Genomic DNA, 18572 nt, shown 5'->3' on the forward strand with positions numbered 1-18572 from the left:
AAATTATTATTTTTATATATGAAAAATACATCTCCATATCCCAACAAACCTTTATTTAAAACCGAATTTCATACATTTAAAATTAAAAATACCACCCGAAAAAGATTTTTATATAATAATAAAATGGATTACAAATAGAAGATACATACTATCTTTCTAATCATTTTCAAGAAAAATGAGGCTATCTTTTCTTGTTAAAAAGATAGCCTCATTTGTATAGACGACCGTTTTATCGCCTACTTTTTCGCACCTTTCAGTGACTCTCTCAGCACAAATTTCTGCAGTTTCCCACTCGCATTACGAGGAAGTTCATCCACAAATAAATAATGACGTGGGCGTTTATAATCTGCTAATTCATCACTTTCTTTACAATACTTTTCTAAATCAGCTTCTGTGATCGCTTCATCTTTCTTTACAATAACGGCTACAACACGTTCTCCCCATAATTCATCAGGTTCACCAAGCACTGCAACATCTAATATACCAGGGTGACTATGGAGGTAATCTTCAATTTCACGAGGGTAAATATTTACACCACCGCTAATTACCATATCATCCACGCGATCTGCAACGAATAAATAGCCATCTTTATCAAAGTAACCTAAGTCACCTGAATGATACCATCCTTTATACAGCGATTTTGTGTTTGCTTCTTCACGATTATGATAGCCAGCCATCATAGTCGGACCGCGCAAAATAATTTCTCCCACTTCATAAGGAGGTAATACATCATCTGGCTCTGCAGATGCATCTTCGTTCGGCTTTACAATACGAATTTCATGGCTAAAACATGGCGTCCCTGCTGAACCAGCTTTCGTAATTTGATCCTCTTCCACGAGAAACGCAACAACTGGCCCCATTTCTGTCATTCCGTATATTTGGACGAGATCAATATAAAGACGTTCTTTACATTCCTTCACTAAAGCCGGTGCCATTGCTGCTCCGCCATATATACCAATTTTCATCGAAGTTAAATCATATTGGGATAAATCTTTTTGCAGCAACATATTCCACATCGTCGGTGCTGCAAAGAACGTTGTAATCTTCTCTTCTTGAATCGTATGTAATACTGTTTCAGTATCAAAGTGATGCAAAATAACATTCTTTCCGCCAACTTGAATGCGCGGTATAATCCCAGCATTCAACTCACCACAATGATATAAAGGTGCTACTACAAGCCCGACACTATCCCTGTTATATTTTAAGAAATACGTACAAATCATACTATGCTCAGTCATTTCACGATGACGATGCAATACGCCTTTCGGATGCCCTGTCGTACCGCTCGTATAAAGCATAGAGCAATAATCCATTTCATCAATTTCGATATCTACTTTCTCAGAAGATGCTGCATTTACTTTTTCATGGTAGGAGCTTGCATAGGAAGGTTTATCGTCTTCTACATACCAAAAGGATGTATTTGGAAAATCTCTTTCAATCATAGCAACAGTTGACTCAACTGCTTTTTCAAAGACAACTACTTTCGAGGATGCGTCCTGAAGAATATAAGCTACTTCTTTCGCTTTTAAGCGGAAATTAATTGGATTAAAGATTGCACCAATTTTTGCACAAGCTAAGTAAACGTTTACAAATTCACGACAGTTATATAAGTAAACAGATACACAATCTCCCTTTCTTACTCCTTCTTCTAATAGAGCGTGCGCCGTTTTATTTATTTGTTCATCCCACTGTTTATACGTCCAGCGAATATTTTTTTCTGGTTCCACTAACGCCTCTTTATTCGGATACTTACCAACAGATAAATCAAAAATTCTCCCTATCGTCATGTACATGCCAACAATTTCCCCCTTTTCTCTTTCATAAATCTATCATTTCGTCTATAAGTAGACATTGTCCTCTATAAAATTGACTAATTTTTCTGATTATTATCGACATAGTTTTACAAATGAAGGTATGTTTTGATTCACTTCTCAGTAAATAAAATTATATCGGCGGTTTTTTGAATATATCGACCGTAACTTGAAATATATCAGCGATTTTTAAAATATATCGACCGCAACTCAATATATATCAGCGATTTTTCGAATATATCGACTTACCGACAAAAATTGACAAAATAAAATGAAACTTTAATCGGGTTTTTACAGGCAGCCTGCCCCCCGCAAATAGCGGGATAAAAAAGAGACTGTTCCAAATCGGAACAGTCCTCTTATGCTTACACAAACAGCTCTTCTAAAATTTTCAGTTTATCTTCTGTATATTTTACAAAGCCATCGTTATATGATTTTGGATCTTTCGGATTCGCGAAATGCGTAATTGCGCCCGTCTTCGGATGAACAAACTTACTTGAAGCACCACAGCCAAGTCCGATAATCGATTGTACTTCTTCCATAATAACAATGTTGTAAATACTTTCTTGCGTAGGCATTGCATAACCAACGTTCTCTAAGTTACCTAAAATATTCTTTTGACGATATAGGTAATATGGTACGTAATTATGCTTTTGCGTCCACTCTTCTGCTTCGTGCATCATCGCTGTAATTTCTTCACGACCTGCTACTTTATATTTACGTTTGTTTTGTGTCATTTCAGAAGCACGTTTAAATGATAACGTATGAACTGTTAATGATTCTGGCATTAACTTTTCTGTTTCATCTAACGTATGCTTGAAGATATCTAACCCTTCACCAGGAAGACCAATAATTAAGTCCATATTAATATTGTTCATTCCCATTTCACGAGCTAAATGATACTTTTCAATTGTTTCTTCTACAGTATGATGACGGCCAATTGCTTTTAGTGTTTCTTGATGGTATGACTGCGGATTAATACTAATGCGGTCAATATTCCATTTATTTAACACTTCTAGTTTCGCTGGCGTGATTGTATCTGGACGACCTGCCTCAACTGTTACTTCACGCACATTTTTCACATCTGGGAACGCTTCATACATTTCTTCATACAGCATATCCATCTCTTCTGCTGTAATACTTGTTGGTGTACCGCCGCCGTAATAAATTGTCGTAACTGTCACACCTTTTTCTTTTAAAAACTTACCAATTTCACGAACTTCATAATGTAAACCACCTAAGAACGAATCAACAGATCCTTGGCGTCCGTTAATTGCGTAAGCCGGGAATGTACAGTATGCACATTTCGTCGGACAGAATGGAATACCGATATAAATACTTACTTCCTCTTTCAAACGGTATAAATCCGGAACAACTGCTAATTGGCAATCAACAATACGCTGAAGAAGTTCAATTTTCTCTTCATGAATTAAATAGCTTTCACGAAGTTCTTGATGTGCTTCTTCTTTTGACATACCACTTTGAAGCATTTTATGAAGAAGTTTCGTCGGACGTACTCCCGTTAAAATACCCCAGCTTTGTTCAAGACCTGTTAACTGCTGAAGAACAGAAAGATATACATAAGAAACAACATGTTTCACTTGCTTCATACGCTCTTTTTCATCTGTAAAAGCAGATAAATCTTTCGCGAATGTTTCTTCATACACATTTCCAGTAGCAACATCTGTTAAGCGAGCTGATGCTTTCACATTCTCTTCAATGTGTATATCAACGATAAGATTTGCTTCCTCTTGTTCAAATCCAATCGTACTATCTTCAAAAAATAAGCCGCCAATATTTTGTAGCGGACGTAAAAAACGATCATCTTGTAACGTTTTAATTGAAATTAACAACATTATCACCTTTTCATTTGCAAACTCTCTTTAGTTTACTTGAAGGGCGTTTGTAGGTCAATACAGAAGGTTTTACCTTATTCCTTCTATTAATAACTTAAAGGCATAAGAGATAACATTTCTCTTATGCCTTTTATACATCTATTAACTATTTTTAGTCATAAATCTTAAACGTATTCCTAATAACACAAGAACAAAACCAACGAATGGAAGATAGTTCATATCATGTCCTGTGGCTGGAAGTTGTTGATTATTAGAAGAACCTTGCCCTTTTTCGGGTAAGTTAGGCTTCTCTGTTCCTTCACCTGGTGTTTCTGCTCCTCCACCTGGTGTTTCCGTTCCTTCACCTGGTGTTTCTGTTCCTCCACCTGGTGTTTCTGTTCCTCCACCTGGCTCTTTTTGATTTGTAATTTGAAGTTTTATAACTTCAATTTTTTGATTAGAAATCGTAAACTTAATTTCCTTATTAGATAAAGTGTATCCTTCTGGAGCCTGTACTTCTTTTAAAATGTAATCTCCTGGTTCAAGTTTCTTGGAAGTTGCTTTACCATCTTTATCTGTTGTTAATTTGTCTATTTTCGTTCCGTCTTTCAAAATTTCAAAAACTGCGCCTGCTAATATTTTATTTGTATCATTCGCATCTACCTTTGTAATTTCTACTTGACCTGTTATTTTTTCTTTCACTTTTTCATTCAATACTTCTTGTTTTACTAATTCATTTGCTACGATGTTTACTTCTACTGTCACTTCCAGCGCTTTATAACCTTCTGGCGCTTTCGTTTCCTCTAACGTGTATTTTCCTGGCACTACGTTTTCGAATTTCACAACACCATCTTTATCTGTTGTTTTCGCCTCTCCAACTACTTGACCAGATTCATTCTTTAATTTAAATTCTGCGCCCGCTAGAACTTTCCCACTCTCTGCATCCTTTTTGATTACTTGTAAGCTTCCTAGTTCTTTCGCATTTTCTACTTGTACTTGTACTACTTTATTTGCTTCCACAACGACTTCAATTTCTTCTTTTAACAACTTATACCCTTGTGGTGCTTTCGTTTCTTTCAATGTGTATTTTCCTGGTTCTAATTTTTGAGAGATTACTTTACCTGTTTTATTTGTTCGTAATGTCTCTACTTTTTTACCATCTTTATACACTTCGAATTCTGCGTCTGATAATAGTTTCTCTTTATCATTTGCATCCACTTTTACAATTTCAAATTGACCAAGGCTCTTACTATTCGTTACTTTTACATCAATAACTTTTTCACCGTCAACTGTTACATGAATTACTTGTTTTGTTAACTCATAACCTTCTGGCGCTTTTGTTTCTTCTAACGTATATTCCCCCGGCACTAGTCCGTCTACTTTTACAGTTCCAGACTCATCTGTTGTAATTCCTTCTTTTACAACATTTCCTTTCACATCTTTCAATGTAAATTGTGCGCCTGCTAAACGTTTCGTTTGATCTTTATCATCCATTTTAATAATTTGTAGAGAACCTAAGATTTTTTCGTTTTCTGCCTCTACTTTTACTACTTCTTTCTCGTTTTGAATTGTTACTTTCCATTCTTTATTAGAAAGTTTATAGCCCGTTGGTGCTTTCGTCTCTTTCACTGTGTATTCACCTAATGGTAATTTCCGTGACATCACTTTTCCACTCTCATCTGTTTTCAGTTCCGCTACCTTTTTACCATCTTTATACACTTCGAATTCTGCACCTGATAATACTTTCGTTTTATCATTCGCATCTACTTTCACAATTTCGAATTGACCTGTTACTTTTTCATTCGTAACTTCTTGTGTTACTACTTCATTCGCTACAACATTTACTTCTACTGTCACTTCTAGCGCTTTGTAACCTTCTGGCGCTTTCGTTTCTTCTAACGTGTATTTTCCTGGCACTACGTTTTCGAACTTCACTACGCCATCTTTATCTGTTGTTTTCGTTTCTCCAACTACTTGACCACTTTCGTTTTTCAGTATAAATTCTGCGCCTGCTAGAACTTTTCCACTCTCTGCATCCTTTTTGATTATTTGTAAGCTTCCTAGTTCTTTCGCGTTTTCCACTTGTACTTGTACTACTTTATTTACTTCCACAACGACTTCAATTTCTTCTTTTAACAACTTATATCCTTGTGGTGCTTTCGTTTCTTTTAATGTGTACTTCCCTGGTTCTAATTTCTGAGAAATCACTTTACCTGTTTTATCTGTTCGTAACGTATCTACTTTCTTACCGTCTTTATACACTTCGAATTCTGCGTCTGATAATAGTTTCTCTTTATCATTTGCATCTACTTTCACGATTTCGAATTGACCTGTTACTTTTTCAGGGATTTTTTTATTCAACACATCTACAATAATTACTTTATTAGCCTCTACATTTACAGGAACTGAACTAGATGATAGTTCATATCCTTTCGGGGCTTCTACCTCTTTTAATGTATATGTTCCAACTGGAAGTTGTTTTGATAAAGCTTCACCTTTACTGTCTGTAATAATTGTTTCGACAACTTTCCCATCTTTATCTATCACATCAAATTTTGCACCTGGTAGAAGTTGACCAGATTCATTATCTTTTTTCAACAATTTAAATTGGCCATTTTCAACTTTTTTCGTATTCTTCATAACAAGTTCAATTACGTTTGTACTATCAATTGTTACTTTTACTGGTGTATCAACTTTTATATATCCTTCTGGTGCACTAATTTCTTTTACAAAATAATCACCAAGTGGTAAATCTTTAACTTCCGCAATACCCTTTTCGTTTGTTGTAACAGTAGCCACAACAGTATTATCTTTGTCTATAACATCAAATTTTGCGTCTTTTAAAACAATGTTTTCATCGTTTTCATCAACTTTTTTAATTTGTAAATTTCCTTTTTCAGCTGCTGGCTTATTCCATTTCGGCCAGTTAAATTTAAAGTTATGAACCTCAAATCCATCTCTTTGGTGTAATCCTCCAACATAGGCTTGTCCATTAATAGAACCACCTTTTGTCTCTACAACTGCATTAGGTGCAAACACACTACCTACTACACCATAACCTTTAGTTGTTATCTTTGTAGCATTAGGAAACACCCAAATTACCTTACTAGCTAACTCAGTAAAAGATGAATTAGGGTCGTATGCTTGAGATGTATTAATTAAGTCTGTTGCCATCCCAGTATTTCTTGTATCATACAAAATTGCACCGCCACCAAAACTCACTTCTTCTGCATCTGAATAAATAACAATGAAGTCTTTATTCTCTACATTTGGAAGATAAACGTCTTTTACATCAAATGTTTTCTTTCCCGTTTGGCCTGAAGAGACATAAATATTAGGGTTGTTTACATCTTCACCGATTCCAAAGCTCATATTAAGTGTTGGCTTATCAGTGTGTAATTGGCCCGCATCCCCGATTACACCATCAACGTCTTTTCTAAATTCTTTAAACTTAGCATCAATCTCCGCTTGCTCTTTATAAGAGATACGGTCATATGACGTTTTCATTGCGCCATCTGGGTCACCGTCTTTTGTCATCGCCACTGTTCCATCTTGAATAATTACTTGTCCTGCTCCCGCTTTCGTAAATTGACCGCCTAGTAATAATGATGGATATCCTTCATCTACCCAAGTTGCTCCAGCTAAGTTATTTGCTCCAGTTGCAGCCGCTACGACTGTATAACTTGATGCGTTCATATTTTTTTGAACAGCCATCGCACCTTCAATATCCGCACTCGTTGCACTATGATCTCCAAAAATGATGGCGTTGTAATAAGATACATCACCTAAACCTTTTAATTCTGTTGTAGCTGCCTCTGCTTTAAATGGTAAATGGATTAAAAAATTCATACATATTAGTAATACAACTATTAAACTACTACTTAACTTTTTAATTTTTTGATTAAATGATTTCCTCAAGAAATTCATTCCCCCTTTTAAACTTCCTAAAATCATAAAAAGAAACACATTTCATATGTGCCAGATCTTACTCACATTAACTTAAAATAATCCATTTAAATAAAACAAAGAAACGCTACAACTAATTAATAAAATTACTACAATTCATTTTTGAAATAATACGTGAACTACACTATCATGCGGCAATGTTTTACATACGGGAGCTCAATAAAATTTATCTGAAGAATATTTCATGTGGTGTAACTATTTTGGGAACATCATCCACTTTACATTAGTTTTCTAAAGGATTCAAGTGAATTGTATAGATTTCATACACAATTCACAACCTAAAACGCTTTCATTCCTTTTAGTAAGTTCAACAAAAAAACGTAGCCACAAAGCTACGTTTTTCTTTCATCGTTTCGGTGTATTTTTATGGTTTTTCAAAAACGGAAGTGGGAATTGCTTACGGAAATGCTCTTTAATCATATACTCTACACCGTTCTCACTATTTGAACGTGTAATCCAATCTGCCGCTTGCTTTAACTCTACAGGTGCGTTCCCCATCGCTACCCCAAGTCCCACGTTTTCAATGACCTCTAAATCTTCCATGCTATCCCCAATCGCAACCATTTCATTTAGCGAAATATTTAAATGCTCTCCAAGCAACTGTAATCCGCGTAACTTTGATACATTTTGCGGCAAAATTTCTATTCGTTTTGCGTCACATTCAACATACTCTATATCTTGGAATGCTTTTCTTAGCGTAGTTAGCCCTCTTTCCTTTTCACCTTTACTATGGAAAACAACATCAATTTTTGGTGCCGCTACTGGATGATCACGAAGCGCATCACCTAATGAATCTACAAATTGAACTGGATAAAATAAAGGATCTGCACTCGATAATACAGTACGCGCAATTAAATTTGGTGTATTTCTCTCCCGGTTTCCGATTGAAAACCGCTCATGAGAAATGCGTACATTACAATCAAAGTGCTCTAACACTTGCACAATATTAAAAGTCTTCTCTTCAGATAATCTTTTTTGAACGTACGGCTTATCTAACGTTGCTGAAACGAAAGCACCACCGTGTGTCACTAATATAGAATCTAATTTTAACGCCTTTGCTACTTTATGAGCAGACTGAAAATTACGGCTCGTAAATAATGTAACGTATACGTCTTTTCTTTTCACAAATTCAATTGTTTCTCTTAATCCTTTTGCGATTTTTCCGTTATTGTATAGTAGTGTCCCATCTATGTTAAGAGCTAGTAAGCGATAAATCATGTCGCACTCCCCCTCTTCGCTGTTGTACTCTATCCATAATTTATGAAATAAATGTAGCAAATAGAACGAGTTAGAATTACTACTAAAAATTTGGTTTACTATATACATATACACTTAGCAAAGGAGATAGTACAATGCAGGCACCACCTTCCTTTTATGAAGGCGATACGTTAGAAGTCGCAAAGAAATTACTCGGACAAAAACTTGTACATATTGTAGATGGAATAAAACGAAGCGGAATCATTGTAGAAGTAGAAGCATACAAAGGTCCCGATGATAAGGCCGCACATAGTTACGGCGGCAGACGGACGGATCGCACGGAAGTCATGTTTGGTGCACCAGGACATGCTTACGTATATTTAATTTACGGTATGTATCATTGTTTTAACGTCATTACAGCGCCAGTTGGCACCCCGCAAGGCGTTCTCATTCGAGCCCTTGAGCCTATAGATGGGATTGAGGAAATAAAATTAGCGCGCTACAACAAAACCGACATTACAAAAGCACAGTACAAAAATTTAACAAACGGTCCTGGCAAACTATGCCGTGCACTCGGAATCACTTTAGAAGAACGCGGCGTATCATTACAAAGTGATACGTTACATATTGAACTCGTTCCAGAAGAAGAACATATGTCATCACAATATAAAATAACAGCAGGACCTCGTATTAATATCGACTATGCAGAAGAAGCTGTGCATTATCCGTGGCGGTTTTATTATGAGGGGCATCGGTTTGTTTCAAAGAAATAAGCGATATCAACGATTTTTCAAATATATCTATCGTAACTTACAATATATCAACGATTTTTCGAATATATCTATCGTAACTTACAATATATCAACGGTTCGACAAGAAATATCGATTTATCGACAAATAATAACATTACGAATAAAAGAAGACTGTTCCAAAATGGAACAGTCTTTCCCTCTTACTCTGCACCTTCCGCAGTCGCAATATCATTTTCTAAGTTTTCTCTTGATAATTCAGCCGCCATAAAGTCAGCTGTTTCTGGAAGTGCTAAATGCATATGAGCTTTTTGACAAATTTGGATCGTACAGTTTTCAACAACATAGTCGAAAACATGTCCGCCCCCGCGAATTTCATCATCAATATAATGTAAGTGGAACCCAGCTACACCAATGCCTTGCGCGTAATCTGGTGTCCAAAATCCAGCAAGCGTACCTTCTGTATTTTCAAATGAAAAGATTGGTTGTGATTTCGTCACTTCAACGAGCGGTGTATACGGTTTTTCTTGTCTTGGAACAGTTCTCGTCCTTACTTCACGGAACGTACCGTCCATTCGAATACCGTAAAACAAGTTTTTACTTGGCATTAATTCATGTAATAACGCTTCAACTTCTTCACGATTCATCGGACGCTCTACCGTATAACTCATTTCTTTTTCAAAAAACGTTACAGTCGCAAATGGCGTTGTTTCTTCTGGCTCTACTTTTTCTGCTGAACCGTCTGAACGTAAATGATAAAATTCATTATCAAATGCAATCATTTCACCATCTAATTGATCAAATGTGCCGATGCCGAAATCACCATGTTTTTTCAAATCTTCAAAGCTAATCACACCATCATATATACCATCTAATAGCGCAAGCATTGTAGATGTTTGATATACTTCATTACTCGTTTTCGTTTTTTTTGCATCAATATCAATTAATTGCGCAACAGTCATCTCAAATCTGCCTCCATTAGTTTAATTGGTTTGGTAATAATTTTTCGCTTAATTTAATGTTGTCACGATAGTCAATTGGAATATCAATAATGACAGGACCATCTGCTGCTAATGCTTCTTTTAATACCCCTTCTAATTCATCAGGCGTGTTAACACGAAGACCTAACGCCCCGAAACTTTCTGCATATTTCACAAGATCAACATCGCCAAACTCTGTAGCTGATGTTCTACCGTATTTCATCATTTGTTGGAACGCAACCATATCATATGTACCGTCTCTCCAAACGAGATGTACAACCGGTGCATTTAAACGTACCGCTGTTTCTAACTCCATCGAAGAGAATAAGAAACCACCATCACCTGACACGGAAACAACTTTTTTTCCCGGTTCAACTAAAGTAGCGGCAATTGCCCAAGGTAGTGCAACACCTAACGTTTGCATACCGTTACTAAATAATAGTCTACGTGGTTCATAAGAACGGAAACATCTCGCCATCCAAATAGAATGGGAACCGATGTCACACGTAACAGTTGTATCGTCACTAATTAAAGAACGAAGTGTGCGAATGACTTGAAGCGGATGCGTAACACCTTCAGAAGCGCGGTTTGGAACTTCTGCTTGCTCTGATAACTTCGCGCGTAATCGTTCTAACACTGCTTCTGATTCCGTGCTTAATACAAGTTTCGGTAATTTTTCTGCAATGCTATTTACAGTTAAAGCGATATCGCCAATTAATTCACGCTCTGGTTGGTAATCATGATCGATATCTGCTTGATGGTCATCAAGATGAATGATCGTTCTGTCCCCAAGTTTATTCCAAAATTTCGGATCGTACTCAATTGGATCATAACCGATAGAAATAACGAGATCCGCTTCTTCTAGTAAAATATCACCTGGTTGATTACGGAATAATCCAACGCGGCCGAAGAAATGATCTTCTAACTCACGTGAAATTGCACCAGCTGCTTGATACGTTTCAACGACAGGAAGTTCTGTATCAGCAATTAATTCACGAACAGCTTTCGTCACTTCATTTGTGCTCGCTCTCATACCGAGTAAAATAACTGGTAATTTCGCTGATTTTATTTTTTCTACCACATATGTAATATCATATGTGGGAGCGATTCCAAGCTGTGGCTTAGAAAGCGCACCGATAGACTCTACAGTCGTTTCCGCAGTCATAACATCTTGCGGAAGACTTACTAAAGTTGCTCCCGGATTTGTGGAGGTAGCACTTCGAAATGCATTTGATAGTGCTTCTGGTACGTTATCCGGATGCTCTACTTCTACGCTATATTTTGTGATTGGTTCGAATAGTGCAGCATTATCCATAGATTGATGGGTACGTTTTAATCGATCCGTACGTGGAACTGCACCAGCTAAAGCAACAACGGGATCACTCTCCGCATTCGCAGTAACAAGACCTGTCGCTAAATTTGATGTCCCTGGTCCTGAAGTTACAAGACACACACCCGGTTTCCCTGTTAATCTACCAATAGCAGCTGCCATAAATGCTGCGTTTTGTTCATGACGACAAACGATTAACTCTGGTCCTCTTTCTTGCAATACATCAAATACAGAGTCAATCTTCGCTCCTGGAATACCGAAAACATGTGTAACACCTTGTTTAATTAAACAATCAACAACAAGATCTGCTCCTTTTGTTTTTGTCTTCACGTCGTTTGCTTTTACACCTGTACTCATCAAACTAATCATCCCTTTATTTCATAATGTGTGTAATAAAGATTTTAATTTCACCTAGTTAATTAACGTGGTGAAGTATCATGTATCATTATATTACAAATGCATTATTTTTCCAACAATATGAATTTGACAGTATTTTGACAACCCTTAAAGAATACGCTTACAATTAATTTGTTTTTTAAAATAACATTTACTTTTAAACTTAATTCCCTAAACAAAAAAGACGCCCTATAAAGGAGCGTCTTCCACTATTACGCTTGTTGCGCGCTATATAATTCTTCAAGTGGCTTCATGATAATTTTGTTAACGTCGCCGATTACAACGTTTAGGCGTTGCTCAGTTTCCATTAATTTTGTAATTTTAGCATCTTGTTGAATGCGAGCTACAACTTCTTGTGCTTGTTGGTTGTCTTCTTCAGTAATTTCTTGGCCTTGCATCATTTTTTGTTGTAGGCTAAGTTGCATCGTACGGAACTCTTCAAATAAGTTCTTTGAAGCTGCATCTCCTTGTACTGCCGCATAGCTCTCTTTTAAAGTTTTGAAGTCTTCGTTTTCAGCGATTGCTTTTTGTAATTCATATGCTACATCATGAATGTTTTTTGTCATTTTATTTTTCCTCCTTTAGAAGGCTAGCGCTTTTCGCTCACACTGCCTTTTAAGTGCATTTACATACGCACCTCTTCTTACCATATCAAACTATGCAAGAGATGTGAAGAAATTTCACTCTTATTTCTATGTACTTATCTTTACTACCTAAGGAACAACAGTAACAACCCTTGCACGAGTCCAATCATTCCGCCTAATAAGGCACCTAAATACGTAATCATTTTCAGCTCATTTTTTGTAATGGACAGAACTAAATCTTCTAGTCTCTCTGTTGAAAACGTAGACACTTCTTGCTGAACAATTTCCGCAAGATGTAGATTATTTAGTATGGTCTCTACATTTTCTGTCCCCCACTTCAAGCCTTTCGTTACTGCACTTGGAACCACTTTTTCAATGATTGTTTCTCGAACTGGCGCACACACTTGCTGTACAGATTGGTTTAAAAACTTACTCACTGTTTCCTCAACTTTAACTGCAGACAATATGGAGCTTACAATCATTTCTTTTTCTACAAACGTTTCTAATTCTTTTACATCTCTTCCCTTTAACTTTTCCCACTCTTTTTGCAGTACATTAGTTAAAAGCTTTTCCGTACCATCTTGACCTAAAAATTTAATTACTTCTGGCTGCACACGATCCACTACACTTACATTCCCTAGAAACATCCCGACTAAGTTAAGTAATGTTCCACGAGAAGCAAAGAAATCATCAATCATTTTTGAAAGGCGCGCTTTCCCTTCTTCACTTTCAAAAAATTCAATTCCTCGCTCTAAAATAAAAGCCGAGACATTTGGAATTGCATTCTCTATTTTTTCATGTACAGAATGAGGTAAAGCTTGTTCCCATGTATATGTATAGTACTCCGCTAAAAATTCCTGAACTTTTTCTGTAATCACATGCTCGATTTTCCCGGTCGCCTCTTCTTCTACATGTGCTACATTCCATTTTTCTAACATATGTCGCAGTGATTGTTCATTCGTAATGACTTTATCCACTTCCACTTGCACCCAGCGAATTAAACTTTTTTGAAACTCTTCATTTGTTAGCTTTTTTCCGATTCCTTCTGGCGTTAACAAATGCTCGACTACCATTTTCCCTAATTGAACAGCAAGCTCATCACGTCGCTTCGGAATTAATCCAGGTGTAAATGGCAATTGAAACTTTCCAATATAAATAGGACGATGGGGACGAAATAACATTTTTATCGCTAAGTGGTTCGTATATCCTCCAATAATCGCTCCGAGCCCTGTCGTCGTTAACATATTCAACCATATATTCATTACAATCAACCTTTCGCTTCTCCAAAACTATAGCATATCATCATACGGACAAAAGTATAATGGTATAAAAATGTATTTGCAATATATAGCTTCGCCTATTATGCCAACACTTTGTTAATAAAGGAGTGATTTCGTTGGTTCTCGGTATTTTAACTTCCCGACCTCATTATGAGCAAACGTATTACACCGAAATCGCCAAACGCGCTCGGCTTTATCATAATGTCGTTGCCCAGTTTACACCATTTTGTATTGATCCTAAAACAGACCTTGTTTCTGGTCTTATTTATGATACAGATACAGGAAAATGGAAAGAGCAAACATTCCCTATTCCTTCTTATATATACGATCGTTCTTCTTTTAACGAGGATACAGACTTTGAAAAAGCTAAATCAATTATTCATTCATTACACAACCGTCCTTCCACTACCTTTTTAAATAACACACTTATTAACTTAAGCGAACTACATGATTTATTTCTTACTAATAAAAAATTATCTCCTTATATACCAAAATTTGAAATAGCAACGATACAAAACATTTTCAAACTTTTATTAAAAACAAAAGATATTATTATACGTCCTACTCATACACATTCCAATGAAAGTCTGTACCGGATCGCTTATAAAAATAAAACGTTTCATATCGATACAATACATGACGCATATCATACTTCTACTCCAATCAAACGGACAGATGAGTTTATATCTTGGTACAAATCTAACATACAATCAACACGTTATATCACCCATACGATGCTACAACCACCGAACCAACTAACGTATCCACTCCACATTCGAACCATTTTGCAAAAAAATAGAGAACAAAAATGGAACGTTATCGGTCAATTTATACAAAAAAGCTCATTTCCGAACCAATTTTTACTTTCCGTAACGGATGATTCCTCGCTGCATTCATTATCAAAAATTAAATATGTACTATCTAATACCGGTGTGCAACTATTACAAGACGCTTTACACGACATTATAAATGAAGTGTTTCAAACATTAGATCAATCTTATTCTTCTTTATTCGAACTAGAACTTTCCACAATTATGGATCAAAAAGGGGCGATTTGGCTTATGTATGTCAACACGATTCCCCCTTACGAACGTTACATTCATCATAATGATTCGTTAGCTGAAAAGATCTTTCACGGACCACTAAAATTTAGCCGCTTTACACCATAACGAAAGGAGGGAATCCCATTTTGAAAGAGCACATATATACATTAAACATTTCAGATGAGCATCCAAATAGTATTACTTTACCTTACATTTTTTCTATTACACCACCTATTACATCCCTTTCCTTCGGCAGACGCCATGTTGCAAGTGAAGAGGTAAAAATTCATTATTCCTTTACTCGTGAAATTATGATTGGAAAACGAATTGCAGAAAAACTTTTACTCCCTCATTCCACTACCATTCATGCCTTTACACAAAATGAAACAATTATTTTCGGACCATTAGTCGGTATTTTCACAACTGGTTTTAACGATGACTCACCTATTCCTTTAGGAAACCGTTCCACATCTCTCAGTGAGTTACTAACACCACCATTTACATTACGACCGTTCGTATTCGTTTTTGGCGTTCAACATATAAACTGGGAAGAAGAAACGATTGATGGGTATTTCTTTCAAGAAGGCAAATGGCTAAAGAAAAAAGTTCCTTTGCCAAATGTCATTTACGATCGACTACCAAATCGTAAAGCAGAAAATTATAAACCAATCGTTAGAGCAAAAAGGAAATTAGAACATGACTATAACATTCCATGGTTTAACCCAGGATTTTTCAATAAATGGGACGTTCATCAACTTCTCATGAAGGACGATTCAATTGTGCCTTTATTACCAAACACAGAGACATTTCAGCACTTCGAACAAGTAGAACGGTTTCTTGGCACATATAAATCAATTTACATGAAACCGATACACGGTAGCTTCGGAAGAAATATTCATCAACTATTTTATTCTCAAACAGAGAATTGCTACTACTGTCGTTATCGCGAAAATGAAGAGAATAAACTAAGAAAGTATCAATCATTAGAAACACTTCTGAACCACGTATTAACAGGACATGATTTAAAGAAGTTTATCGTACAGCAAGGTATTTCTTTACTTCGCTTCGACGGGCAACCTGTTGATTTTCGCATTCATACAAATAAAAACCATTTCGGTAATTGGGTCGTCAGTGCCATCGTCGCCAAAATTGCTGGCAAAGGTAGCTTAACCACACATGTAAATAGCGGTGGTGATACAAAATTACTACAAGAACTTTTTCCAGATTCAACGAAACAAGTTCAAATTGAAAATAAATTAAAACAAACAGCCTTGCAAATAAGTTACGCGCTCGATGGGCAAGTAACTGGGAACATTGGAGAAATCGGTTTTGATATTGGTTTAGACATGCAGGAAAATCCGTGGCTATTTGAAGCAAACTCAAAACCTGGGCGAACTGTATTCCAAGATGAAAAATTAAAAGAACAAAGTGAACTGACGCGCCAATTATTTTACGAATATGCTATCTACTTAACTGAACATTCTTTGCGCGATGCAAAAGAAAAAATGTCCCAAATGAAATTAGGGACTTCATCAAACACCGAACATATCCCTTCTCCTATGATTCACTCACAAATACGAAAACAAAAACTTCCACCTCATTCATAAGGTGGAAGTTTTCTATTTACACAAGTTTTACTACAACCTCCGTTTCCACGTTACATACTCCGCAATAAAAAATATGATTGCAATATTCTTGTGAATGATTATGTGTTAATCCATCTACCTCACTTAATAATTCCTGATCCATATACGCACTATAATCGTCTATGTAATCAACAGTTTTCCCATAATCTTGGAGTATACCTTGGCAATTTTGACAAGAATATGTTTGTGATTCTAATGCGTTACAAAGCGGGCAAATCCCCATCATGATTCCTCCATACATTATCGTTTAACATCATTTAAAGACTTTCTTTTTAGGTTGAAGAAAGCATCTAGCCATGAGTAGATACGGTCAGTTCCTTTCCTTTCCATGCCCCATCCTTAGTTAAACTAGAAATGAGAAGTTAATGCCTTTTTAGTTTTTATATTACTAAGCTGCAATTGTAATGTATCTCACTTTCATAAACGATTAATAAAAAGCTAATTATTAGCCCTAACATAGCCGGATTCAAAGAGAACACCATATTTAATATCGCTCTTAGTTTAGCCTTCTTTCTTAAAAATACAACGATTACTCTTATTTCATAATTTACGAAATCACTACATTTTTTTGACAAAATTTACAAATTATTATTTTGTATATCTTTCTAGGTAACATCCATACTATGAGTACAAACTTAATTACCGATGGATTAGCGCCAAACGGGGCGATAATATCTGGTTCAAATCCAGCTAGTCCAACCAAAAAAATTTTTATAACTCTAAGGAGGATATATTCCTATGGCAAACCAAAATTCTTCAAATCAATTAGTAGTACCAGGAGCAACAGCTGCAATCGATCAAATGAAGTACGAAATCGCTCAAGAATTTGGTGTACAATTAGGAGCAGATTCTACGGCTCGTGCTAACGGTTCTGTTGGTGGAGAAATCACAAAACGTCTAGTTGCAATGGCTGAGCAAAGCCTTGGCGGATTCCAAAAATAAATATATATGGCAAAAAGGTCTCAAGGCATATGCCTTGAGACCTTTCTTAATTATTGAAGCATTTGTAAAAACTTCTTCGTGCGTTCTTCTTTTGGATTTGTAAATACATCTTCTGGTGTACCTTGTTCGACAACGACACCGCCATCCATAAAAATAACGCGATTCGCAATTTGATGAGCAAAACGCATCTCATGCGTTACAATAACCATCGTCATGCCTTCTTTAGCAAGTTCTTTCATTACCTTTAGAACTTCTTGAACGAGTTCAGGATCAAGTGCTGACGTCGGTTCATCAAATAGTAACACTTCCGGCTCCATCGCAAGCGCGCGAGCAATTCCAACGCGCTGTTGTTGTCCGCCTGATAATTGGAACGGATATAAATCCACTTTATCTGCTAAACCAACTTTTTCAAGGAAATAGTTTGCTTTTTTCTTCGCTTCTTCTTTCCCCATCTTTTTCACTGTAACGAGCCCTTCCATTACATTTTGAATGGCTGTTAAATGCGGGAATAAGTTATGATGTTGGAACACCATTCCTGTTTGTGTACGAAGATTTACAATATCTTTCTTCGATACTTTTTGAGCGAAATCAAGCTCTTTATTGCCGATACGAATACTACCAGCGTTCGGTGTTTCTAGAACATTTAGGCAACGTAGAAACGTCGTTTTGCCAGATCCAGAAGGTCCGATAATAACAACAACTTCGCCCTTCTCAACTGATAAATCTATATGCTTTAGTACGGTATTATCCCCGAAACTTTTTTGTAAGTGCTGAATTGAAATCATAAAAACAAAAACTCCTTTTGTAAAAGGA

14 protein-coding genes are annotated in these 18572 nt (G+C 36.3%); 4 read left to right on the forward strand and 10 right to left on the reverse strand.

Translation table 11 applies throughout. The annotated features are described in order from the left end of the window. Nucleotides 1-236: 236 nt before the first annotated feature. The 4 genes from JDS81_RS10220 to JDS81_RS10235 form a co-directional block, all read right to left on the reverse strand. On the reverse strand, nt 237-1793 hold the full coding sequence (locus JDS81_RS10220; protein ID WP_097953071.1) for a fatty acid--CoA ligase: 1557 nt from the start codon (nt 1791-1793) through the stop codon (nt 237-239). A gap of 383 nt (nt 1794-2176) precedes the next feature. Next, complete coding sequence (locus JDS81_RS10225) at nt 2177-3667, reverse strand: coproporphyrinogen III oxidase (RefSeq protein WP_002007015.1); 1491 nt, start codon at nt 3665-3667, stop codon at nt 2177-2179. Between the two features lie 141 nt (nt 3668-3808). Next, a complete protein-coding gene (locus JDS81_RS10230; protein ID WP_199688510.1) occupies nt 3809-7600 on the reverse strand; it encodes an MSCRAMM family protein in 3792 nt (1263 codons plus the stop codon). Between the two features lie 357 nt (nt 7601-7957). Then, nucleotides 7958-8830: a Cof-type HAD-IIB family hydrolase gene (locus JDS81_RS10235; protein ID WP_097955120.1), complete on the reverse strand. Its 873-nt coding sequence runs from the start codon at nt 8828-8830 to the stop codon at nt 7958-7960. Between the two features lie 134 nt (nt 8831-8964). Between JDS81_RS10235 and JDS81_RS10240 the strand changes: the two genes are divergently transcribed. After that, nucleotides 8965-9582: a DNA-3-methyladenine glycosylase gene (locus tag JDS81_RS10240; protein WP_097955121.1), complete on the forward strand. Its 618-nt coding sequence runs from the start codon at nt 8965-8967 to the stop codon at nt 9580-9582. A gap of 179 nt (nt 9583-9761) precedes the next feature. Here JDS81_RS10240 and alsD read toward each other — a convergent pair whose 3' ends face one another. The 4 genes from alsD to JDS81_RS10260 form a co-directional block, all read right to left on the reverse strand. Then, nucleotides 9762-10520, reverse strand: coding sequence for an alpha-acetolactate decarboxylase (alsD, locus tag JDS81_RS10245; RefSeq protein ID WP_097955123.1), 759 nt, complete (start codon nt 10518-10520; stop codon nt 9762-9764). A 16-nt stretch (nt 10521-10536) separates the two neighbouring features. Continuing rightward, the gene (gene alsS / locus JDS81_RS10250) at nt 10537-12225 is read right to left on the reverse strand and encodes an acetolactate synthase AlsS (RefSeq protein ID WP_000103539.1); all 1689 of its coding nucleotides are present in this window, start codon (nt 12223-12225) and stop codon (nt 10537-10539) included. A gap of 251 nt (nt 12226-12476) precedes the next feature. After that, nucleotides 12477-12830, reverse strand: a complete 354-nt coding sequence (locus JDS81_RS10255) for a YlbF/YmcA family competence regulator (RefSeq protein ID WP_000164615.1) — start codon at nt 12828-12830, stop codon at nt 12477-12479. Nucleotides 12831-12973: 143 nt separating this feature from the next. Continuing rightward, nucleotides 12974-14119 carry a DUF445 domain-containing protein gene (locus tag JDS81_RS10260; protein WP_097955124.1) on the reverse strand — a complete coding sequence of 382 codons (1146 nt, stop codon included), beginning with the start codon at nt 14117-14119 and terminating at the stop codon, nt 12974-12976. A gap of 125 nt (nt 14120-14244) precedes the next feature. On the opposite strand from JDS81_RS10260, the gene JDS81_RS10265 reads away from it, so the two are divergent. Both JDS81_RS10265 and JDS81_RS10270 read left to right on the forward strand, forming a co-directional pair. Next, entirely contained in the window at nt 14245-15297 is a 1053-nt protein-coding gene (locus JDS81_RS10265) for a YheC/YheD family endospore coat-associated protein (protein WP_097955126.1), read from the forward strand. A gap of 20 nt (nt 15298-15317) precedes the next feature. Then, a complete protein-coding gene (locus JDS81_RS10270; RefSeq protein ID WP_097955127.1) occupies nt 15318-16778 on the forward strand; it encodes a YheC/YheD family endospore coat-associated protein in 1461 nt (486 codons plus the stop codon). Nucleotides 16779-16794: 16 nt separating this feature from the next. Here JDS81_RS10270 and JDS81_RS10275 read toward each other — a convergent pair whose 3' ends face one another. Continuing rightward, nucleotides 16795-17040 carry a hypothetical protein gene (locus JDS81_RS10275; RefSeq protein ID WP_000510465.1) on the reverse strand — a complete coding sequence of 82 codons (246 nt, stop codon included), beginning with the start codon at nt 17038-17040 and terminating at the stop codon, nt 16795-16797. A 515-nt stretch (nt 17041-17555) separates the two neighbouring features. On the opposite strand from JDS81_RS10275, the gene sasP reads away from it, so the two are divergent. Beyond that, the gene (gene sasP / locus JDS81_RS10280; RefSeq protein ID WP_000013339.1) at nt 17556-17759 is read left to right on the forward strand and encodes a small acid-soluble spore protein, SasP family; all 204 of its coding nucleotides are present in this window, start codon (nt 17556-17558) and stop codon (nt 17757-17759) included. 50 nt (nt 17760-17809) lie between these two features. Here the strand turns inward: sasP and JDS81_RS10285 are convergent, their stop codons facing one another. Further along, nucleotides 17810-18544, reverse strand: coding sequence for an amino acid ABC transporter ATP-binding protein (locus tag JDS81_RS10285; protein WP_000623596.1), 735 nt, complete (start codon nt 18542-18544; stop codon nt 17810-17812). Nucleotides 18545-18572: the final 28 nt, after the last annotated feature.

This window comes from Bacillus cereus group sp. N31 (assembly GCF_016483245.1).
GTDB classification, from domain to species: domain Bacteria; phylum Bacillota; class Bacilli; order Bacillales; family Bacillaceae_G; genus Bacillus_A; species Bacillus_A toyonensis.